The following is a 19948-nucleotide window of genomic DNA, read 5'->3' as shown; positions in this document are numbered from 1 at the left end:
CACCTGGTGGGCGGGGGTTGCTCCTTTCGGGGAGCGGCCCTCGCCCGCTCACGCTTGCGGTCGCCGGGGGAGGACCTCCCCGTGCGGGCGGCCTTTCCGGCGCTTGTGCCGCGCCGGAGTACCACGACACCCCGCGGACCGGAGACGGGCGGTGGTCGGCCGGACCCACCGCCCCCGGGTCGGCGTCCCACCGCACCGCCCCGCCCCGCGCGCCACGACACGTTGAATTCGGGTCCTTGATCGCGGGAGGCTGGCCGCATGGAGCCCGTCGACGCCGCCCGAGAGATCGTCCGCAGCCGCTTCCCGCAGGCGCGGGCAGCATTCCTGGCCGGGAGTGTGCTGACCACGCGGCGTACCAGCACCTCCGACCTCGACATCGTGGTGCTGCTGACAGGACCGCCGGCCCCCTACCGGGAGAGCCTGGTCCACCGTGGCTGGCCGGTGGAGCTGTTCGTGCAGACCAGAGCGGCCTGGGAGTCCTTCGCCGACCGGGAGGTGGCAGCCCGCAGCTCGCCGCTGCTGACCATGTGCGCGGAGGGGGTACTGCTGGTGGACCGGGACTCTCTGGGGGCGGAGCTGCAGGCACGGGCGAGGGCCCGCCTCGCGGCGGGACCGCCGCCCGTCTCCCGGCAGGAGCTGGATGACCACCGCTACCGGCTGACGGATGCGCTGGACGATCTGCGCGGCTGCTCCGATCCGCTGGAGCGGGTGCATCTGGCGGCCGAGCTTCTGGTGAGGGCGTCCGAGTTCGCCCTGCTGGCGGGCGGGCACTGGCTGGGCAGCGGGAAGTGGTTGTCGCGCCGGCTGGCCGAGGCGGATCCGGAGCTGCACCACCGGTTGTCGACGGCGGCGGCCGGGGCCGCCGCCGGGAGCCCGGCCGCCCTGGAGGCCGTCGTGGTGGAGGTGCTCGGCCGGGCCGGCGGCCCGCTGTGGTCGGGATACCTCCGCAGGTGAGCGCTCAGGGACGGTCGCCGGCCGCCCCGGAGGCGGCCCGGCCGGCGGCGTAGCCGGCGAGGTAGGTGCGCAGGCCGCGGCAGCCGCTGCGCATCATCAGCGCGTGGTTGGCGGTGAACAGGGGCCGGGCGGGCAGCGCCAGCCGGCGCATCAGCGGCCGGGTGGCTCTGACCTCCTCCTCGAAGAGGGCCAGGCTGCCGCCCGGACGGGAGGTGACGGTCCAGCGGGACCAGCCCACCAGGTCGCCGGTCATGGCGGCCTCCAGCACCCCCGCGGCGAGATCCCGGCGGGACTCCTCGACGGTGAGCACCAGGTCGTAGGGCAGCAGCGAACGGACCGTCAGCTCACCCCGGCGGTCGTCGAGACGGCGCGCCCGGCGTATCTCCGGCCACCATTCCTGGTAGCGGGCGACGTCCTCCAGTACCGCGAGCACGTCGCCCGCCGCGGCGGCGAGCTCCCAGCCCTCCGCGAACCGGTAGTGGTTGGCCCCCCTCACGGCAGGTCGAGCCGGCCCTCGGAAGTCAGCGGGAAGAAGGGGTTGTGGGCCAGCTCCCAGAGATGGCCGTCGGGGTCCTCGAAGTAACCCGAGTAGCCGCCCCAGGAGGTGCGCTGCGGGGGCTTGACCACGGTGGCCCCGGCATCGACCGCGCTCTGCAGCGCCTGGTCGACCGCGGCCTCGTCCTCCAGGTTGATGGCGAGGGTGACGCCGCGGAAGGCGGACTCCGGCTCGGCCGGCACCCCCGCGTCGGCGGCCAGCTCCTCCGCCGGGAAGAGGCCCAGTGCCGAGTCCGCGGTGTGGAACCACACGATCTCGGGACTTGAGGCGCTGGAACGCTTCCAGCCGAGATCCTGGTAGAAGCGGGCACTGGCCTCCAGGTCGGCCACACCCAGGGTGACGATGCTGATCCTTGCGGGAACGGTCATGCTCCGCAGCCTAGGCCCGGGGTACGACAGTCGGCCCGGGCCGCGGGGCCGTGTCGCGCGGCCGGTACGGTACGGCAGCACAGCAGCCCGCAGAAGGAGGAACAGTCATGGCGGAGGCACTGATCGCGGCCGTCGCGGACCGGGCGCCGGAGGTGGACCCGGCCGCCTTCACGGCGCCGACCTCGGTGGTGGTGGGCCGGGTGCGGCTGGCCGCCGGGGCCAGCGTCTGGTACCACGCGGTGCTGCGCGGCGACGCCGAGGACATCACCGTGGGCGCGGACACCAACATCCAGGACAACTGCACGGTCCACGCCGACCCCGGCTTCCCCGCGGTGCTGGGCGAGCGGATCTCGGTGGGGCACAACGCGGTGCTGCACGGCTGCATGATCGAGGACGACGTGCTGGTCGGCATGGGCGCCACCGTGCTCAACGGCGCCGTGGTCGGCTCAGGTTCGCTGGTGGCGGCCGGGGCGGTCGTGCCGCAGGGCATGCAGGTGCCGCCGGGATCGCTGGTGGCCGGTGTCCCGGCGAAGGTGAAGCGGCCGCTCACCGAGGAGGAGCGGGCGGGGATCAAGGTCAACGCCGAGGGCTATCTGCTGCTGGCCCGGGCCCACCGGGAGTCCCTGCGGGGCTGACACGGCCTCCCGGTGCGTCCGCTGCCGCGCGGCACGGCACGCCCTGCCGGCCCTGACAGTGATGGGGGACCCGCGCGTCCGGCCTGCGGCGGATGCGGGCCGGACGCACGGGTCCCCGCGTCTCAGTGGCCCGAGGTCAGCTTGAGGCCGACGATCGCCACCACCAGCAGACCCAGGAACGCCAGCCTGGCCGGGCTCGCCTGCTCCCCCAGCACGACCACCCCCAGCAGCGCCGCACCGGCGGCCCCGATGCCGACCCAGACGGCATAGGCGGTACCGATCGGCAGGGTACGGGCCCCCAGCGAGAGCAGCGCCATGCTGGCGGCGATCCCCGCGACGGTGAGCAGGGCCGGAACCGACCGCGTGAAACCCTCGGAGTACTTCAGACCGACGGCCCAGCCGACCTCGAGCAGACCGGCGACGACGACATACAGCCACGCCATGGCGGCGTACCTCCCGGAGAGACGGATCGCATACAGGTGATCCGCGTCGTCTTCGCATGACCGGGTACGGCGCGCCTCGTCCGGGGCCCGCCGCGGCGGGTCCGCCCCCAGCATGCCCACACCGCGGCCCCGCCGGGCAAACCCGGGGCGGGTGATCCGGGTCACCAGGGGTGCGGCGGCGGGGCGCGGCCGGGCGCCGTCTAGGATCGTCCGCGCCATGGAGAAGACCACCAACGCATCCGCGTACCGCAGCCTCGTCGCCGTCGGCGACTCCTTCACCGAGGGCATGTGCGACGACGTGCATCCCGACGGCAGCTACCGCGGCTGGGCCGATCTGCTCGCCGCACGGCTGGCGGCCGGCTCGCCGGGCTTCCGGTACGCCAATCTCGCGGTGCGCGGCAAGCTGATCGGCCAGATCTGCGACGAGCAGGTGGACATCGCCGCGGCGATGGGCGCGGAGCTGGTCACCCTGGCCGGCGGACTCAACGACGTGCTGCGCCCGGGCTGCGATGTGGCGCTGGTGGAGGCGCGGCTGGGCGAGGCCGCGGAGAAGCTGGTGGTCGGCGCCCGGCGGGTGGTGATGTTCACCAGCACCGATCCGTCCCGGCGGCTGCGCGGCAGCGCCCGGCTGCTCCCGGCGATCCTGCGGATGAAGGGCTTCGTGGAGGAGCTGGCCCGGCAGCGTCCGGAGGTCGTGGTGGTGGACCTGTTCTCGGCGCGCTGCTTCGACGACCCCCGGCTGTGGGCCGAGGACCGGCTGCACCTCTCCCCCGAGGGCCACCGCCGGGTGACCGAGGCGGTGCTGGAGGCCCTCGGCATGGAGCCGTCCTTCGACTGGCGGGAGCCGCTGCCCCCCGCGCCCGCGCCGAGCCGGGCCGCCCGGCTGCGTTCCGACCTCGCCTGGCTGCGGATGCACCTGGGTCCGTGGATCGTCCGCCGGCTGACCGGCCGCTCGTCCGGTGACGGACGCTCCCCCAAGCGGCCGGAGCTGGCGCCGTACGAGGTCTGACCGCGTGTCGGGGCGCGGGGCCGCCCCGCGCCGCGGGGGTGGCTGCACCGGTCCGGGGGAGTTCCCGTGTCGTGCCCCGGCCCGGGCGGCCGGCCGGGCGGCGGTGCGATCCGAACGGCAGGGCGCGGCACCGTGCCGTTTCCTGCACCGCCGATTCACGCGCCGTCCCTCTAAGGTGTCGGGCATGACCATCTTCACCGGCTCCGCCGCGATCCTGCCGGTCGGCGATCCCGCCACCGCGGCAGCCCACTACGGGGCGCTGGGCTTCACCGTGGACCGCTCCGGTCCGTACTACGCCTTCGCCCGGCGTGACGAGGTGACACTTCATCTGGCGGCGGTGGACCGGATCGATCCGGCGACCAGCAACTCGGCGGCGTACCTGTACGTCAGCGACGCCGACGCGCTGGCCGCCGAGTGGTCGGGGGCGCAGGTGGCCGGGCAGCTGGTGGACCCGGTCGACACGCCCTACGGCATGCGCGAGGGCGCCCATATCGACCCGTGGGGGAACCTGCTGCGGTTCGGCTCCCCCAGCCGGGCCTGAGCGGGGGCGGCGATGGTGTCGATACGGGCGGCGGTGGCCGCCGAGGCGGGGCTGCTGACGGAGCTGGCACTGCGGTCCAAGGCGCACTGGGGCTACGACGAGGCGTTCATGGCGTCCTGCCGGGCGGAGCTGACGGTGACGGCGGCCGAGGTCGCCCCCCGGCGGGCGCGGGTGGCGGTGGAGGACGGCCGGATCCTCGGCTTCACCACGCTGGAAGGTGAGGCTCCGCAGGGTGACCTGGGGATGTGCTTCGTGGCTCCGGAGGCGATGGGCCGCGGGGTGGGCCGGCTGCTGTTCCAGGCGGTGCTGCGGGAGGCGGCGGCGCTCGGCTTCCGGCGGCTGGAGATCGCGTCCGATCCCCATGCCGAGGCCTTCTACCTGGCGATGGGGGCGGTGCGGAGCGGCAGCACCCCCTCCGGTTCGATCCCGGGGAGGGTGCTGCCGCTGCTGAGCTGTCAGGTGGTGTAGTCGGCGTTGATCCGCACATACTCGGCCGACAGGTCGCAGCCGTAGACGGTGACGGCTGCGGTGCCGGTGCCCAGGGCGACGGTGATGGGCACCTCGGGCTGCTTCATCACCTCGGTGAGGCGGGCGAGGTCGTCCTGGCCGGCCTGCCGGGGGTAGACCTCCAGCCCGCCGAAGGCGACCCGCACCCGGCGGGGGTCGATGTCGGTGTCGTCCATGCACTTGCCCACGGCCATCACCACCCGGCCCCAGTTGGGGTCCGCTCCGTGGACGGCGGTCTTGACCAGCGGGGAGTTGACGACGGCCTTGGCGACCCGCTTGGCCTGGACGCGGTCGCGGGCGTCGGTGACGGTGACCTGGATGAGCTTGGTGGCGCCCTCGCCGTCGGAGGCCAGTTGGCGGGTGAGGTCCAGGCAGACCGCGGCGACGGCGGCGGTGAACTCGGCGGGGTCCACGGGGCCGGCCGCGCCGTTGGCCAGCAGGGCCACGGTGTCGGAGGTGGAGGTGTCGCTGTCGATGCTCAGGCAGTTGAAGGTGGCGTCGACGGCGGCGCGCAGCGCCGTGTCCAGGAGCCCGGCGGGCACCTCGGCGTCGGTGGTGAGGTAGGCCAGCATGGTCGCCATGTCGGGTTCGATCATGCCGACGCCCTTGGCCACGCCGACGATCCGGGCGTGGCCGACGGTGCCGGCGGAGATCTTGGGCCGGGTGTCGGTGGTCATCATGGCCGCCGCGACGTCCAGCGGAGAGGCGTCCCGGTGCTCGTCCCACTGCTCGGCGGCGGTGGCCAGGGCGTCCCGTACGGCGGGCATGGGGAGCAGCCGGCCGATCACCCCGGTGGAGGAGATCAGGGTCTGCTCGGCGGGGGCTCCCACGACTGCGCCCGCGAGGGCGGCGATCTCCACGGCGTCGCGCTCGCCCTGCTCGCCGGTGGCGACGTTGGCGTTCTTGGCCACGGTGACCACCGCTCGGGTCTGCTGGGCGGGGGCGTGACGCCGGTTCACCAGCACGGCGGCTCCGGCGAAGAGACTGCGGGTGAAGACGGCCGCGCTGGTGCAGGGCCGGTCGGAGGCGATCAGCGACAGGTCGTCGCCGCTCTCCTCGCGCAGGCCGATCCGCCCGGTCCAGGCGTGGAAGCCCTGCGGCCAGCCGTTCGGTGTGTCGGTCATCAACCCGATCCCTCCGCATGCATATTCCGATTTCTGCATACAGTTGCAGATCGAGGCGGCCGCTGGCAATCGCAATACTCCTCCCGGCGGCACCGGCCGCCGGGTGACGCGCCCGGCCGCACTACGCTGCGACCCGTGGGACGCCGCACGGCGGCGGGCGCAGGAGGCGACAGGTGACCGGATTCAGCTACCCCGAGGTCGGAGCCACCGCCGGAGGACCCCTGCCGCCCGGCTACCACCTGCTGCGTCACACCACCGTGCTGGGGCACGGGCGGGAGGTGCTGGAGGCCGCCGGCGAGGCGTTGCTCACCTGGCGGATGCACCGCGCCGTCGGCGTGGGGGTGCGCCCGGACGCCGGACGGGCCGCGCCCGGCGTCGACGTGGAGGTGACTCTCGGCTGGGGACCGCTGGCCCTGCACGCCCCCTGCCGGGTGGTGCACACCGCCACCGGACCGGACCGCTTCGGCTTCGCCTACGGGACCCTGGCGGGCCACCCCGAGCGGGGTGAGGAGTGCTTCATGGTGGAGCTGGGGGACGACCGAGCGGTCCGCTTCACGGTGACCGCCTTCAGCCTCCCCGCCCGCTGGTTCACCCGGGCCGCGGGACCGTTGACCCCCGTCGCCCAGCGACTGTACGCCCGGCGCTGCGGGCAGGTGCTGCGCCGGCTGGCCACTTATGGTGCAAAACCTGCCAGAGAGCAATGAAGCGCCCTTTACCGACTGGTCATCATGTGTTCGTGATCGTGAAACACCGACACGGCAGCCTGGTGGCATGGACCATCTCTCCAAGCACCACCGCTGGCGCCGGGAGGCCGTCGAACTCTCGGCCCTCTTCCTCGCCGTGGCCACCGCCGACCTGGTCGCCGACATCGTGGTGCACGGCCACGACGGCCCCGTACTGCTCGCCACCTCCGCCGCCGCGCTGCTCGCCGCAGCACTGTTCCACGGCTGGTGGACACATCGTCACACGCATGCCCCGCCCGGCCCGGACCCCAGCGCCGGGCCGGCGGCCGAGGCGACCCGGGCGGAGACCGACACCACCGCCCCGGGCCACCCTGCCGCCGGCTTCTCGCTGTGGCGGATCCGCACCACCGTCGCCGACTCGCCGGGCAGCCTGGCCGCGGTGTGCGCGGCGCTCGCCCGGCTGGAGGTGAACATCATCTCGCTGCAGACCCATCCGCTCTCCACCGGCACCGTCGACGAGTTCCTGGTACGGGCCCCGTCCGGGGTGCCGCGCCCCGCGCTGGCCGGCGCGCTCGCGGCCGCGGGCGGCCGGGACACCTGGATCGACCGGGCCGACACCCATGACCTGGTCGACGTCCCCACCACGATCCTCGGGCTGGCCACCAGGACCGCCCTGGACGCGTCCGAACTCCCGGTGGCGCTGCGTCAGCTCTTCGGCAGCTGCACCATCCGCTCACTGCCCGCCGCAACGGGCCCGGCACGGCCCGCCGGCTTCCCCGCCCTGGACGGCGACGTCATGCGACTCCAGGATCCGTCCGGCGGTCTCATCGAGGTCTCCCGGCCCCACCTGCCCTTCACCCCCACCGAGTTCGCCCGGGCGCGGGCCCTGGTGGAGCTGGACGCGGTGCTCGGGCCCCGGGTCCCGGACCACCGCGACGTGGTCACCCTGGCCGCGGGCAACGAGATCACCGTCCGCCGGGCCGGCCCCGACGACCACCGGGCCGCGCTGGAACTGCACCACCGGTGCTCCCCGGAGACCCTGCGGCGCCGCTACCACGGCCCCGTCGACGACGCCGACCGCTACCTGGGCCATCTGCTGGAGCCCCGGCACGGGCAGACCCTCACGGTGGAGCTCGCCGACGGGCGGCTCGCCGCACTGGCCCATCTGATGTGGGACGGCGACAGCGCCGAGGTCGCGATGCTGGTGGAGGACGCCTGGCAGCGGCGCGGCCTCGGCCTGGAGCTGCTGCGCCGGCTGGCGGCGCTCGCCGCCGAGGCGGGGGTCGACACCGTCTACGCGGTGACCCAGGCCTCCAACTCCGCCATGGTGGCGGTGATGCGCCGCCTGGAGGTACCGCTGGACTACCAGGTCGAGGACGGCACCCTGGTGGTCACCGCCCATCTGGCGCGGACCACCGGACAGCCGGCGCCCAGGATGGCGGACCTGCAGGGCTGATGCAGCGTCAGAATGGTTACTCTGTACGGCGTGTCCCGTGCCACGAGGGGCACGCCGTACGGACCGACCAGGGGGTATCCATGCGTTTCGCAGTCATCGGCACCGGAGGCGTCGGCAGGACACTGGGCAGCAGGCTGCTGACCCTCGGACACGAGGTGGCCCTCGGCTCCCGCACCAAGGACAACGCCGCAGCACTGGCCTGGGCCGAGCAGAGCGGCCCGGCCGGACGAAGCGGCACCTTCGCCGACGCGGCCGCGTTCGGCGAGATCGTGGTCAACGCCACCAGCGGGACGGTCTCCCTCCAGGCCCTCACCGCCGCCGGCGCCGGCAATCTGGCCGGCAAGGTGCTGCTCGACGTCTCCAACCCCCTGGTGTTCGGCCCCGACGGCGCCGTCACCCTGGATCCGGTGAACACCGACAGCACCGGCGAGCAGATCCAGCGGGCCTTCCCCGAGGCGCGGGTGGTCAAGTCGCTCAACACCTGCAACATGGAGGTGATGGTGGATCCGGCGCGGGTGCCGGGTGAGCACAACATCTTCGTCGCCGGCGACGACGCGGACGCCAAGCAGCAGGTGTCCCAGCTGCTCCACGACTTCGGCTGGCCGCAGGACTCGGTGATCGACATGGGGGACATCACCGCCTCGCGCGGGCTGGAGATGCTGATGCCGTTCTGGCTGCGGATGATGCGCCTGCTGGGCCACGCCGACTTCAACTACGCCATCCGCCGGGCCCAGGCCTGAGGGACGCCGGGTCCGGTCCCGTGACGCCGGACGCCAGGGGGCAATCCGTGCCCCCGGCGTCACGGGACCGCCCGGCTACTCCACGGTGACGCTCTTGGCGAGGTTGCGCGGCTTGTCCACGTCGCGGCCCAGCGCCACCGCCGCATGGTAGGCCAGCAGCTGGAGCGGGATCCCCAGCAGCAGCGGGTCCAGCTCCGGCTCGTTGCGGGGCACCACCACGGCGTGGTCGGCGTGGCGCGGGTCCGGCGCCCGGTGGCCCACGGCCAGCACCCGGCCGCTGCGGGCGCGGATCTCCCCCAGGGTGGTGAGGTTCTTGTCCAGCAGCTCGTCGTCCGGCACCACCGCCACCGTGGGCAGCTCCGGGCTGATCAGCGCCAGCGGCCCGTGCTTGAGCTCGCTCGCCGGGTAGGCCTCGGCGTGCACATACGAGACCTCCTTGAGCTTCTGGGCGCCCTCCCGGGCGACCGGCCAGCCGCGTACCCGGCCGATGAACATCATCCCCTCGTGCTTGGCGTACTCGGCGGCCAGCCCCGCGATCCGCTCCTCCCGGGCGAGGATCTCCCGGATCTGCCCGGGCAGCGCCTTCAGGCCCGCGCAGATGCGGCGGCCGTCGGCGGGCGACAGGTCGTGAACACGGCCGAAGTGCAGCGCCAACAGGGCGAAGGCCACCACGGTGGAGGTGAAGGCCTTGGTGGAGGCCACCGAGATCTCCGGCCCGGCGTGCAGATAGATCCCGCCGTCGCACTCCCGGGCGATGGCGCTGCCCACGGTGTTCACCACGCCGAGGACCCGGCCGCCCTTGCGTCTGATCTCCTGGACGGCCGCCAGCGTGTCATAGGTCTCCCCCGACTGGCTGACGGCGACATAGAGGGTGTCGGCCTCGATCACCGGGTTGCGGTAGCGGAACTCCGAGGCCGGCTCGGCATGGGCGGGCACCCGGGCCAGCTCCTCGATCAGCTGGGCGCCCATCTCCCCGGCGTAGTAGGCGGAGCCGCAGCCGAGGATCTTGACCCGCCGGATGGCACGCAGTTCGCGGGCGTCCAGGTTGAGACCGCCGAGGTGGGCGGTGTGGAAGCGGTCGTCCAGCCGCCCGCGCAGGGTGCGCTCCACCGCGTCGGGCTGCTCGTGGATCTCCTTGATCAGGTGGTGCCGGTGGCTGCCGGTGTCGTACGAGCCGACCTCCCAGTCCACCGTGGAGGGCTGCTTGGCGGTGGTGCGGGCGTCCTCGGTGAAGGTGCGGAAGCCGTCCGCCCGTACGGTGGCCAGCTCTCCGTCGTCCAGGTGCACCACCTGGCGGGTGTAGCGGACCAGTGCCGCGACGTCCGAGGCGGCGAACATCTCCTTCTCGCCGATCCCCAGCACGATGGGGGAGCCGTTGCGGGCGACCACGATCCGGTCGGGCCGGGCGGCGTCCAGGACGGCGATGCCGTAGGTGCCGACGATGTGCTTCAGGGCCCGGCGGACGGCGTCCTCGAGGTCGGTCCCCTCGCCGGTGTGGGCGGCGATCAGATGGGCCAGTACCTCGCTGTCGGTCTCCGAGGCGAAGACCGCACCGTCGGCGGCGAGCCGGTCCCGCAGCAGGTCGGCGTTCTCGATGATCCCGTTGTGCACCACCGCGATCCGCCCGGTGCCGTCCAGGTGGGGGTGCGCGTTGGCGTCGTTGGGTTCGCCGTGGGTGGCCCAGCGGGTGTGGCCGACACCGGCGGTGCCCTTGAAGCGGGCGGGCAGCGCCTCGGCTAGGTCGGCGACCCTGCCCTTGACCTTGCGCAGCCGCAGCGCGCCGGAACGGCCGGCCACGGCGACCCCGGCCGAGTCGTAGCCGCGGTACTCCAGCCGCTGCAGGCCCTCCAGCAGGATGGGTGCTGCGTCCTTGGAGCCGATGTAGGCGACGATGCCGCACATGGATGTCCTCCTGGGGTGGGGGTCGGGACGGTCTCAGCCGTAGACGATCCGGCGCAGCTGCCGGGCGGACAGCTCCGGGGCGGCGACCCGCCGGGCGGGCAGCTCGGCGGCGATCCGGCCGAAGATCCGGTCGTTGGTGAGGCCGCGGGCCTGCAGCTCGCCATGGCGGCGCCGGACGTACTCCTCGGCGGTCTCCGAGAAGTACGCCAGCACGTCGGCGACCACCCGCGCGGCCTCGCCCGGCGCCAGGGCACTGGTGCGGGTGAGGTGGGCGAGCAGGTCCTCATGGGGATGCTGTGGCATGGGCACGAGGCAGGAGCGTAGGCATTCCATACCCGCGACACCAAGATTCCTGCCCGAAATCGGGCAGGAACGCCCCTCGATCGGCCCAGAAGGGCTCCCGACGGGTCCTTCCGGGTGAACGCGTACGATCGATTCCGTCCGAGCGCCGACGACGCCGCCCCGGGACGACCCGCCCGCACCCTCCTGGAGCCCGAACGTTGAGCCAGACCCCCCGCGAGGACTTCCGCGCCGCCGCCCACACCGCGGCCGACCTGGTCGCCGACTACCTGGGCGCGGTCGCGTCCCGGCCGGTGTGGCAGCCCACGGACGACGCCGCCCGGGAGCACCTGCTGACCGCCCCGCTGCCCGCCGCCGGACGCCCGCTGGAGGAACTGCTCTCCGCCATCGGCAGCGAGGTGATGCCCTATCCCATGGGCAACGGCCACCCCCGCTTCTTCGGCTGGGTGAACTCCGCGCCCGCCCCCGCCGGCGTGCTGGCGACGCTCGCGGCCTCCGCGATGAACCCCAGCTCGGCCGGCGGCGACCACGCCGACGTCCACCTGGAGCGGACCGTGGTGCGCTGGATCGCCGAGCTGGTGGGCTTCCCGCACGAGCCGGGCGCGGGCATCCTCACCTCGGGCACCTCCATGGCGACGGTGCTCTGCCTGGCCGCCGCCCGCAACCGGGCCGCACAGCGGGCCGGCTGGGACGTCCGCGAGGACGGCCTGGCGGGGATGCCGCCGCTGGTCGCCTATGTCACCGGCGAGACCCACTCCTGTGTGCGCAAGGCCGCGGAGCTGCTGGGCCTGGGCAGCCGCCGGCTGCGTACGGTGCCCACCGACGCCGACGGCCACCTCGATGTGGCCGAGCTGCGCAAGGCGGTCGCCGCCGACCGGGCCGAGGGCCTGCTGCCCTTCCTGGTGGCGGCCTCGGCGGGCACCGTCAACACCGGTGCGGTGGACCCGCTGGACGCGGTCGCCGACCTGTGCGGCGAGGAGGGCCTCTGGCTGCACGTCGACGGCGCCTACGGTGCCTTCGGGGTCCTGGACCCGGCCATCGCCCACCGCTACTCGGGGATGGAACGCGCCGACTCGCTGGCGCTGGACCCGCACAAGTGGCTGGGGGTGCCGGTGGACTGCGGCTGCGCCCTGGTGCGCGACGCCGCCGGGCTGCGCGCCACCTTCAGCCTGGTGCCGCCGTATCTGCGCGACGAGGAGGCCGGCGGACTGGGCTGGTTCTCCGAGTACGGCATGGAGCAGACCCGGCCGTTCCGCTCGCTCAAGGTCTGGGCGACCATCGCGCACCGCGGCCGGGACGGTGTCGCCGCCGACATCGCCCGCTGCACCGCCCTCGCCCGGCACCTCGGGCAGCTGGTGGAGGACGACCCCGAGCTGGAGCTGGTGGCTCCGGTGGAGACCTCGATCGTCGCCTTCCGCCACCGCGCCCCGGGGCTGCCCGACGCGGAGGCCGACGCGGTCAACCGCGACCTGCCGCTCGCCGTACAGCGGCGTGGCCGGGCCTTTGTCACCGGCACCGTGCTGGGCGGCCGGGAGGCGCTGCGGGCCTGCCTGCTCAACGCGGCGACCACCGAGGAGGACCTGGCGGTGCTGCTCGACGAGGTACGGGCGGCGGCTGCCGGACTGGTCACGCAGCGGCACGGCTGACCCGCGCCGGCCACCGGCCGGTCGCTGCGGCGGTGACGCCCCGGCGGCCGGCCGGTCGCTCCGGGGCGGCCCACGGCCCCGCCCGGACGGACCGCGGCTGACCCCGGGGCGGGAGCCGCGGCAGGCGTCAACTGCCCTGCAGGCGGCCGCCGCAGGCGGACGATCCCGGCTCTGCGAACCCGGCGGGGGCGGCGGTGGCCGGATGCGCTACCTTTTGGCAACTCCTCGACCGCCAGGCACCACCAGAGCAGAGAGTTGCCGACCACACCATGAACGACATAGTCCACGGCCTGGGTTCCGCTGCTGTCTTCGGCGCCCTGGGCGTCGTCCTGCTGCTGCTGGGCATCGGCCTGATCGACCTGCTGACCCCCGGCAAGCTCGGCCACCAGATCTGGGTGGAGCGCAACCGCAACGCGGCGGTGCTGCTGAGTTCGGCGCTGCTGGGGATCGGGGGGATCGTCTTCACCTCGATCTGGACCACCTATGACAGCTTCGGCAAGGGCCTTGCCTCCACGGCCTGCTTCGGTGTGCTGGGCCTGGTGCTGATGGCCGTGGCGTTCTGGGCGGTGGACCTGCTGACCCCGGGCCGGCTGGGCGAGATCCTGGTCGACCCGGAGCCGCACCCCGCGGTGTGGGTCACCGCGGCGGTCAACCTCTCGGTGGCCGCGGTCGTGGCGGCCTCGATCTCCTGACCTCAGCCGGCCGGTGCGGCGATGCCGAGCCCGTCCAGGACCTGGGCCCCGGGCAGTCCCGCCAGCACCTTGCCCGGCAGCAGCAGCTTGGAGCGCCGCACTCCGCTGCCGACGACCAGCCAGGGGGCGTCGGCAGCGGCAGCGTCCACCAGGACCGGCCAGTCGGCGGGCAGCCCGACGGGGGTGATCCCGCCGTACTCCATGCCGCTGAGCGAGACCGCCGTCTCCAGCGGGGCGAACGAGGCCTTGCGGGCACCGAGGTGACGGCGGACCAGCCCGTTGACGTCGGCCCGGGTGCCGGCCAGCACCATGCAGGCCGCCATGGTGGTGGCGGAGCCGCGCTTCGCCGCCACCAGTACGCAGTTGGCCGACTCCTCCGGCAGCACTCCGTAGGTCTCGCAGAAGACCGCGGTGTCCGCCGCGTCCGGGTCGGTGTCCACCACCAGCACCGACTCCACCGGCGCGGGACCGCTCCAGGCGGCCAGGGCGGCCGCCACGGGCGGGGCGACCAGGTCAGGCCGCTCCACGGCGGGCCAGGTGCGGGCGAAGGTGCCGATCGGTGCGCTGCTCATGGCGTGATGGTACGCGGCGGCACCCGGCTCACTCCGCCGGGCCCGCGGTGACCAGGGCCAGGGTGAAGCCGTCGTGGCCCTTGGTACCCACGGTCTGCACCGCGGTGGCGGTGACCCGCGGCTCCGCGGCGATCAGTTCGTGCATCCTCCGCACCCCGCGCACGGCCTCGTCGGTGGAGGCGGCGTCGGCGACGGCTCCCCCGCGCACCGTGTTGTCCACCACGATCAGGGTGCCGGGGCGGGAGAGCCGCAGCGCCCAGCGGAAGTACTCGGGGGTGCTGGGCTTGTCCGCGTCGACGAAGACCATGTCGAAGGGGCCGTGGCCGCGTTCGGCGAGCCTGGGCAGCGTCTCCAGTGCCGGGCCCTGGATCAGTTCCACCCGGTCGGCGAGTCCGGCCTGGGCGATGTTGCCCCGGGCGACCTCGGCATGGCGGGGGTCGACCTCCAGGGTGACCAGGGAGCCGTCCTCGGGCAGGGCCCTGGCGAGCCAGATGGTGCTGTAGCCGCCGAGGGTGCCGATCTCCAGGACGGACCGCGCCCCGTGGGAGAGGGCCAGCAGATGGAGCAGCTTGCCCTGGTTGGGCGCGACGTTGATGGCGGGCAGCCCGGCGCTCTCACTGGTCAGAAGTGCGTTGTCCAGGGCCTGGTCGGGGCCGACCAGGGTGTCGGTGAGGTAGGTGTCGACTGCCGTCCAGCGGTCCTGCGTCATGATCTGTCTCCGTCGCTCGTGGTCTCCTCCGCCCATGATGATCGACGCTCCCCGGTGGCGGCCGGGAATTCCCCGGCGGGGCCGCCCGGGATCGCGGTCAGCGGGCCGGTGGCGGGACGGAGACGACCATGGTGAGCAACAGCGGGCGGTCGGCCGCGTTGCCGTAGCGGTGGGGCCGTGCGGCGTCGAAGGTGGCGGTGGTGCCTGCCGGGACGGTGTGGTCCTGACCGTCGACGGTGAGGGTGAGCTCCCCCTCGTCCACCCGGACCAGTTCCACGGTGCCGGGCGGGTGGGGCTCCGAGCCGTGTCCCTCGCCGGGCTCCAGGCGCCAGGACCAGAGCTCCAGCGGTCCGGGGGCCTCCACTCCGGCCAGCAGGGTGCCGCTGCTGCCGGCCGGTGTGGTCCACAGCGGGACGGCGCGGTCCGCCGCGACCAGCCGGACCGACGGGCCCTCGGCGTAGTCCAGCAGTCTGGCGATGCTCACCCCGAGGGCGTCGGCGAGTCTGACCACGGTGCCGACGCTGGGGTTGGTGCGGGCCTGCTCGATCTGCACGACCATGCCGCGGCTGACCCCCGAGCGTGCGGCCAGGGCGTCCAGGGTGTGACCACGTTCGGTGCGCAGGCGCTTGAGGTTGCGGGCGAGCGCCTGGGTGACCTGGTCGGCGTCGGGCACGGGCCATCCTCCGTGGGGCAGTCCAATGAATCGCGCGGTGCACTCTGTTGAACTATGCTCGAGGCCGTTCACAGTCCAGTCCAATGTACTGCGGAGTACATCATGCTGCCCATGGCCCAGGCCAGCCCATGACCGCCCTGCTCGCCCTGACCTGCAGCCTGCTCTGGGGGCTGGCCGACTTCGGCGGCGGACTGCTGACCCGGCGGCTGCCCGCGCTGCTGGTGGTCGTCGCCTCCCAGGCCGCGGCCGCCGTACTGCTGCTGCCCGCCGCCCTCACCTCCGGCGCGCCGCCTGTCGCCGGGCCCCGGCTGCTCTGCGCGGTGGCCGCCGGTCTGCTCGGCCCGGTCGCGCTCCTCTGCTACTACCGCGCCCTGGCGATCGGCCCCATGGGCGTGGTCTCGCCCCTGGCCACCGTGGGCGTGGTGGTTCCCGTCGGACTGGGGCTGCTGCTCGGCGAGCGCCCCGGCCCCGCGCAGGCCGCGGGCATCGCCGTCGCCGTGGCGGGGGTGGCCCTGGCGGGCGGCCCGGAGGTGCGCGGCACCGCCGTGGGCCGCCGGGCGGTGCTGCTCGCCCTGGTCGCCGCCTTCGGGTTCGGCGCCGTGATGGCTCTGATCGCCGAGGCGTCGGCGGACGGCGGGCTGCTGCAGGTGCTCTGTGTGCAGCGGGTGCTCAATGTCGCGGTCGGCGGTACGGCCCTGCTGCTGGTGGCACGGCGCGACCCCGCGGGGGCGCTGCCGCCGGAGGGCCTGTGGTCCGGACTGCGGCGGCGGCTGCCGGCACTGGCCGCGGTGGGGGTCGCGGATGTGGCAGCCAACGGGGCCTATGCGCTGGCCGCGCGGGGCGGTCAGGTGTCGGTGGCGGCCGTACTGGCATCGCTCTACCCCGTGGCGACCGCGCTGCTCGCCCGGGGATGGCTGGGGGAGCGGCTGCGCCCGGTGCAGGCGGTCGGTGCGGGGCTGGCGCTGGTGGGCACCGTACTGCTGGCGGCCGGATGAGCGGCCGCCGCGCGGCTCACTCGCTGGCGGCCGTCACCGGCTCGGCCTCCGGGTCGCCCTCCGGCTCCGCCTGGTGGGCCCGGGAGGCACGCCACCGCATCAGCAGGAACGAGCCGGCGCCGAGGCAGACGGCCAGGATCAGTCCGACCCAGGAGAACCTCTTCAGCCAGTCCTCCGCCACCACGCCCAGGTAGTAGACACCGGCGGTGGTGCCACCCGCCCAGACGACACCGCCGAGCACATTGGCGATCAGGAACTTCCAGTACGGCATGCGCAGCGCACCCGACAGCGGGCCGGCGAAGATCCGCAGCAGCGCCACAAAACGGCCGAAGAAGACCGCCCACATGCCCCATCGCTGGAAGGAACGCTCGGCGGAGGCCAGCTGGGGGGGCCCGAAGTGCTTGGGGAAGCGCTGCCCCAGCCGTTCGAAGAGCGGTTTGCCGCCCCTGCGGCCGACGGAGTACCCGATGGAGTCGCCCACGATGGCGCCCAGGGTGGCGCACAGGCCCACCAGCACCGGGTTGACCGTACCGTGGGAGGCCAGCAGGGAGGCGCTGACCAGCGCGATCTCACCGGGAAGCGGGATGCCCAGGCTCTCCACGCCGATGATCAGTGCGACCAGTGCGTAGACCGCCCCGGGAGGAACGCTCTCGATCCAAGCGTCGATGTGCAACGCCGCTACCTCCGTGGGCGGTGGATGCCTGCTGCCTGACAGGGAAGCCTAACCCGATCACCACCGCAGGCGGCGGCCGAGCGCGGGCCGCGCGTGCTCCCGCCCCCTCGCCCTCACCGACGAACGGCGTCCCCGGCCGGTTCCCGGACCCGCCCTCGACACCGGCCGCCACCGGGACGGCGGCGGCCGGCCCGGTACCGGGATCAGCCCCGGCCTGAGTGGGTCACCAGGTGCTCCACGACGCAGTCCGGACCCGGGAAGATCAGCGCCTCGTGGCCGTCCTCGAAGCGCACCAGGTACGGCGGGGAGCCGCCCGGGCCGCGGACCTCGACGATCCGGCCGATCCTGTCGTGGGCACCGACCGTGCGGCCGTGAATGTGCACCATGTCCCCGATGTCGGCGTTCATGGCAGGCCCTCCTTTCACCGCGATGCCTCTCCCTCGTTGGTATCAGGAGCGGGCCGCCCTGTCACCCGCTGGCCGCCGCGCGCACAGGCCGCCGGGGCGGTGGCGCGCGGGGGCCCGGCGGCCGGCCGGGCCCGCCGAACCGTCCCCGGCGGTTCCGCCGTACGCAGGGCCGCCGCAGCCGGGGCCCTACAGGTTCCGGCCCGGCGGCCCTGTCCTAGGCTGTGGCCCGGCTTGGGGGGTGCCGGGTGGTCCGGCGCCGGGGAGGGGGACCCGTGTTCGGCATCATCCGACCGTGTCGGCACCGGCTGTCGGAGCGGCTGCTGACCTCCTGGACGGCGCATCTGTGCGGCCTCTGCCTGGCACTGCGCGACCACCACGGGCAGCTCGCCCGCACCGCCACCAACTACGACGGCCTGATCATCTCGGTCCTGGTCGAGGCCCAGTCCTCCGGCGGCGACCCCGCGCGGCGTACCGCCGGGCCCTGCCCGCTGCGCGGCATGCGGACCGCCGAAGTGGCCCGCGGCGAGGGCGCCCGGCTGGCGGCGGCGGTCTCGCTGGCCCTGGCCGCAGCCAAGGTGAGCGACCATGTGGCGGACGGCGACGGGGCGTTCGCCCGGCGCCCGGTGGCCGCCGGCGCCCGTGCGGTCGCCCAGCGGTGGGGCAGACAGAGCGCGGGCAGCGGCGCGGCGGTGGGCTTCGACACGGCCGTGCTGCTGGAGGCGGCCTCCCGGCAGGCGGAGGTGGAGCGCGGCGCCGGGCCGGGCACCTCGGTGCTGACGGCCACCGAGCCCACCGAGACGGCCACCGCGGCCGCCTTCGCCCACACGGCGGTGCTCGCGGGGCGCCCGCGGAACGCGGAGCCGCTGGCTGAGGCGGGCCGCCTGTTCGGCCGGCTGGCCCATCTGCTGGACGCCGCCGAGGACCTGCGGGACGACGTGGAACGCGGCGCCTGGAACCCGCTGACCGCCACCGGCACCGGGCTGGACGAGGCCCACCGGCTCTGCCGTGAGGCGGTGCACGGCATCCGGCTCGCGCTCGGGGATGTGGAGTTCGCCGACGGGGCACTGGCGCACCGGCTGCTGGCCCATGAGACGGAGCGGGCCGTGCAGCGGGTCTTCGGCCGCCCGGGGCACCGCTGCGCGTCGAACCACCGGGACGGACCGGAGGCGGCGCAGCACGCCGTCGGCGACACCACCAGGCAGCTCCCGCCGGACCAGGCGCCGGCCGGCCCCGGCTTCGGTCCCCCGCCCGGCGATCCGCCGCCGCGCCGGGGCCTGCTCGCGGGCTGCGCCGTCTGGGCGATGATGGCCTGCAGCTGCCAGCTCTGCTGCCGTGAGGAGTACGAGGGCCCGTGGAGCCGTCGCAGGCGCCAGGGCTGCTGCTACTACTGCGACTGCTGCGACGGATGTGACTGCTGCGACGGGTGTGACTGCTGCGACGGGTGCGACGGCTGTGATGGATGCGACTGTTGTGATGGTTGCGACGGGTGCGACTGCGGGTGCGACTGCTGACAGCGGGGTGCCCGATGAGTGGATGCATACGCGGTATGTATAGTCCTGCCATGTCGATCCCCATATCCCGCCGCTTCCGCCGGATGTCCGTCAGCGTCCTCGGCGCGGCGGCGCTGGCGCTGACCCTCGGCGGATGCAACTCGTACGACACCACCACACCCCGCAGCGCGCGGGACAAGGCACCTGCGGGCTCGCAGGTCGCCTCCGGAGCGGTCGACTGCCGGGTGGCCAAGTGCGTCGCGCTGACCTTCGACGCCGGCCCCAGTGCCAACACACCCCGACTGCTGGACATCCTCAAGCAGCACCAGGCCCAAGCGACCTTCTTCATGCTAGGTGCCAAGCACGTGGTCAAGTACCCGGACACGGTGCGCCGGATCGCCGCCGAGGGCCACGAGCTCGCCAACCACACCTGGTCGCACCAGATCCTCACCGACATCAAGCCGGACGAGGCCCGCAAGGAGATCACCCTCACCCAGGACGCGGTCGCCCGGATCACCGGCACCCGTCCCCTGCTGCTGCGCCCGCCGCAGGGCCGCACCAACGACAAGGTCGCCGCGATCTGCCGGGACCTGGGCATGGCCGAGGTCCTGTGGAGCGTCACCGCCAAGGACTACGAGACCACCGACTCGGCCCTGATCGAGAAGCGGGTCCTGGACCAGGTGAAGCCGGACGGCATCATCCTGCTGCACGACATCTACCAGGGCACCGTCCCCGCCGTCCCCGGGATCCTGGACGGGCTGAAGCAGCGCGGCTACACCGTGGTGACCGTCTCCCAGCTGCTCGCCCCCGCGAAGCCGCAGCCCGGCACGGTGTACAAGCCCTGAAGCCCACGCCGGCACCGGCGCGGCGGCC

General features: G+C 73.9%; 24 protein-coding genes and 1 riboswitch. Of the genes, 13 read left to right on the top strand and 11 right to left on the bottom strand.

The annotated features are described in order from the left end of the window. Positions 1–258 precede the first annotated feature (258 nt). Positions 259–954 carry a nucleotidyltransferase domain-containing protein gene (locus AOK09_RS14825; RefSeq protein ID WP_055587658.1) on the top strand — a complete coding sequence of 232 codons (696 nt, stop codon included), beginning with the start codon at positions 259–261 and terminating at the stop codon, positions 952–954. A gap of 4 nt (positions 955–958) precedes the next feature. Here the strand turns inward: AOK09_RS14825 and AOK09_RS14820 are convergent, their stop codons facing one another. Both AOK09_RS14820 and AOK09_RS14815 read right to left on the bottom strand, forming a co-directional pair. Beyond that, complete coding sequence (locus AOK09_RS14820; protein WP_055587657.1) at positions 959–1450, bottom strand: SRPBCC family protein; 492 nt, start codon at positions 1448–1450, stop codon at positions 959–961. Further along, the gene (locus tag AOK09_RS14815) at positions 1447–1878 is read right to left on the bottom strand and encodes a VOC family protein (RefSeq protein ID WP_055587656.1); all 432 of its coding nucleotides are present in this window, start codon (positions 1876–1878) and stop codon (positions 1447–1449) included. Before AOK09_RS14815 ends, AOK09_RS14820 begins: the two co-directional genes overlap by 4 nt. Positions 1879–1985: 107 nt before the next feature. Between AOK09_RS14815 and AOK09_RS14810 the strand changes: the two genes are divergently transcribed. Beyond that, positions 1986–2513, top strand: a complete 528-nt coding sequence (locus tag AOK09_RS14810) for a gamma carbonic anhydrase family protein (protein WP_055587655.1) — start codon at positions 1986–1988, stop codon at positions 2511–2513. Positions 2514–2635: 122 nt separating this feature from the next. Here the strand turns inward: AOK09_RS14810 and sugE are convergent, their stop codons facing one another. Then, positions 2636–2956 carry a quaternary ammonium compound efflux SMR transporter SugE gene (gene sugE, locus AOK09_RS14805; RefSeq protein WP_055587659.1) on the bottom strand — a complete coding sequence of 107 codons (321 nt, stop codon included), beginning with the start codon at positions 2954–2956 and terminating at the stop codon, positions 2636–2638. Positions 2957–2996: 40 nt separating this feature from the next. Then, a riboswitch (guanidine-III (ykkC-III) riboswitch) is annotated at positions 2997–3061 on the bottom strand. Between the two features lie 112 nt (positions 3062–3173). Between sugE and AOK09_RS14800 the strand changes: the two genes are divergently transcribed. From AOK09_RS14800 to AOK09_RS14790, 3 genes are all read left to right on the top strand, one after another. Then, a complete protein-coding gene (locus AOK09_RS14800) occupies positions 3174–3965 on the top strand; it encodes an SGNH/GDSL hydrolase family protein (protein ID WP_055587654.1) in 792 nt (263 codons plus the stop codon). Between the two features lie 184 nt (positions 3966–4149). After that, a complete protein-coding gene (locus AOK09_RS14795; protein WP_055587653.1) occupies positions 4150–4506 on the top strand; it encodes a bleomycin resistance protein in 357 nt (118 codons plus the stop codon). 12 nt (positions 4507–4518) lie between these two features. Then, a complete protein-coding gene (locus AOK09_RS14790; protein ID WP_055587652.1) occupies positions 4519–4974 on the top strand; it encodes a GNAT family N-acetyltransferase in 456 nt (151 codons plus the stop codon). Here AOK09_RS14790 and argJ read toward each other — a convergent pair. Next, positions 4962–6137: a bifunctional glutamate N-acetyltransferase/amino-acid acetyltransferase ArgJ gene (gene argJ, locus AOK09_RS14785; protein WP_055587651.1), complete on the bottom strand. Its 1176-nt coding sequence runs from the start codon at positions 6135–6137 to the stop codon at positions 4962–4964. The genes AOK09_RS14790 and argJ overlap by 13 nt on opposite strands. A 173-nt stretch (positions 6138–6310) precedes the next feature. On the opposite strand from argJ, the gene AOK09_RS14780 reads away from it, so the two are divergent. The 3 genes from AOK09_RS14780 (at position 6311) to AOK09_RS14770 (ending at position 9016) form a co-directional block, all read left to right on the top strand. Beyond that, entirely contained in the window at positions 6311–6841 is a 531-nt protein-coding gene (locus AOK09_RS14780) for a DUF1990 family protein (protein ID WP_055587650.1), read from the top strand. A gap of 67 nt (positions 6842–6908) precedes the next feature. After that, complete coding sequence (locus AOK09_RS14775; RefSeq protein WP_055587649.1) at positions 6909–8276, top strand: GNAT family N-acetyltransferase; 1368 nt, start codon at positions 6909–6911, stop codon at positions 8274–8276. Positions 8277–8356: 80 nt separating this feature from the next. Further along, a complete protein-coding gene (locus tag AOK09_RS14770) occupies positions 8357–9016 on the top strand; it encodes an NADPH-dependent F420 reductase (protein ID WP_055587648.1) in 660 nt (219 codons plus the stop codon). A 75-nt stretch (positions 9017–9091) separates the two neighbouring features. Here AOK09_RS14770 and glmS read toward each other — a convergent pair whose 3' ends face one another. Further along, on the bottom strand, positions 9092–10918 hold the full coding sequence (glmS, locus tag AOK09_RS14765; protein WP_055587647.1) for a glutamine--fructose-6-phosphate transaminase (isomerizing): 1827 nt from the start codon (positions 10916–10918) through the stop codon (positions 9092–9094). A 33-nt stretch (positions 10919–10951) separates the two neighbouring features. Next, on the bottom strand, positions 10952–11221 hold the full coding sequence (locus AOK09_RS14760) for a hypothetical protein (protein WP_055587646.1): 270 nt from the start codon (positions 11219–11221) through the stop codon (positions 10952–10954). 197 nt (positions 11222–11418) lie between these two features. On the opposite strand from AOK09_RS14760, the gene AOK09_RS14755 reads away from it, so the two are divergent. Together AOK09_RS14755 and AOK09_RS14750 are read left to right on the top strand one after the other, a co-directional pair. Next, on the top strand, positions 11419–12864 hold the full coding sequence (locus tag AOK09_RS14755; protein WP_055587645.1) for a pyridoxal phosphate-dependent decarboxylase family protein: 1446 nt from the start codon (positions 11419–11421) through the stop codon (positions 12862–12864). A 269-nt stretch (positions 12865–13133) separates the two neighbouring features. Continuing rightward, positions 13134–13556: a DUF350 domain-containing protein gene (locus tag AOK09_RS14750; protein ID WP_055587644.1), complete on the top strand. Its 423-nt coding sequence runs from the start codon at positions 13134–13136 to the stop codon at positions 13554–13556. A gap of 2 nt (positions 13557–13558) precedes the next feature. On the opposite strand, the gene AOK09_RS14745 is transcribed toward AOK09_RS14750, so the two are convergent. The 3 genes from AOK09_RS14745 to AOK09_RS14735 all read right to left on the bottom strand — a co-directional run bounded on the left by AOK09_RS14745 (position 13559) and on the right by AOK09_RS14735 (position 15510). Next, entirely contained in the window at positions 13559–14128 is a 570-nt protein-coding gene (locus AOK09_RS14745) for a YbaK/EbsC family protein (protein WP_055587643.1), read from the bottom strand. A 28-nt stretch (positions 14129–14156) separates the two neighbouring features. Next, positions 14157–14837: an O-methyltransferase gene (locus AOK09_RS14740; protein WP_055587642.1), complete on the bottom strand. Its 681-nt coding sequence runs from the start codon at positions 14835–14837 to the stop codon at positions 14157–14159. Between the two features lie 97 nt (positions 14838–14934). Further along, complete coding sequence (locus tag AOK09_RS14735; RefSeq protein WP_055587641.1) at positions 14935–15510, bottom strand: helix-turn-helix domain-containing protein; 576 nt, start codon at positions 15508–15510, stop codon at positions 14935–14937. Positions 15511–15638: 128 nt separating this feature from the next. Here AOK09_RS14735 and AOK09_RS14730 point away from each other — a divergent pair, with 128 nt between their 5' ends. Continuing rightward, the gene (locus AOK09_RS14730; RefSeq protein WP_055587640.1) at positions 15639–16505 is read left to right on the top strand and encodes an EamA family transporter; all 867 of its coding nucleotides are present in this window, start codon (positions 15639–15641) and stop codon (positions 16503–16505) included. A gap of 16 nt (positions 16506–16521) precedes the next feature. Here AOK09_RS14730 and AOK09_RS14725 read toward each other — a convergent pair whose 3' ends face one another. Together AOK09_RS14725 and AOK09_RS14720 are read right to left on the bottom strand one after the other, a co-directional pair. Next, a complete protein-coding gene (locus AOK09_RS14725; protein ID WP_055587639.1) occupies positions 16522–17178 on the bottom strand; it encodes a DedA family protein in 657 nt (218 codons plus the stop codon). Positions 17179–17381: 203 nt separating this feature from the next. Further along, positions 17382–17585: a DUF1918 domain-containing protein gene (locus AOK09_RS14720; RefSeq protein ID WP_055587638.1), complete on the bottom strand. Its 204-nt coding sequence runs from the start codon at positions 17583–17585 to the stop codon at positions 17382–17384. A 272-nt stretch (positions 17586–17857) separates the two neighbouring features. Between AOK09_RS14720 and AOK09_RS14715 the strand changes: the two genes are divergently transcribed. Both AOK09_RS14715 and AOK09_RS14710 read left to right on the top strand, forming a co-directional pair. Further along, positions 17858–19096 (top strand): DUF5685 family protein, encoded by a 1239-nt coding sequence (locus AOK09_RS14715; RefSeq protein WP_055587637.1) that lies wholly within the window; start codon positions 17858–17860, stop codon positions 19094–19096. Between the two features lie 50 nt (positions 19097–19146). Continuing rightward, positions 19147–19920, top strand: coding sequence for a polysaccharide deacetylase family protein (locus tag AOK09_RS14710; RefSeq protein WP_055587636.1), 774 nt, complete (start codon positions 19147–19149; stop codon positions 19918–19920). Positions 19921–19948: the final 28 nt, after the last annotated feature.

Source organism: Peterkaempfera griseoplana, assembly GCF_001418575.1.
Classification (GTDB): Bacteria; Actinomycetota; Actinomycetes; order Streptomycetales; family Streptomycetaceae; genus Peterkaempfera; species Peterkaempfera griseoplana.
Note: the sequence above shows the minus strand (reverse complement) of the source record. Positions and strands in the feature narration are given on the sequence as shown.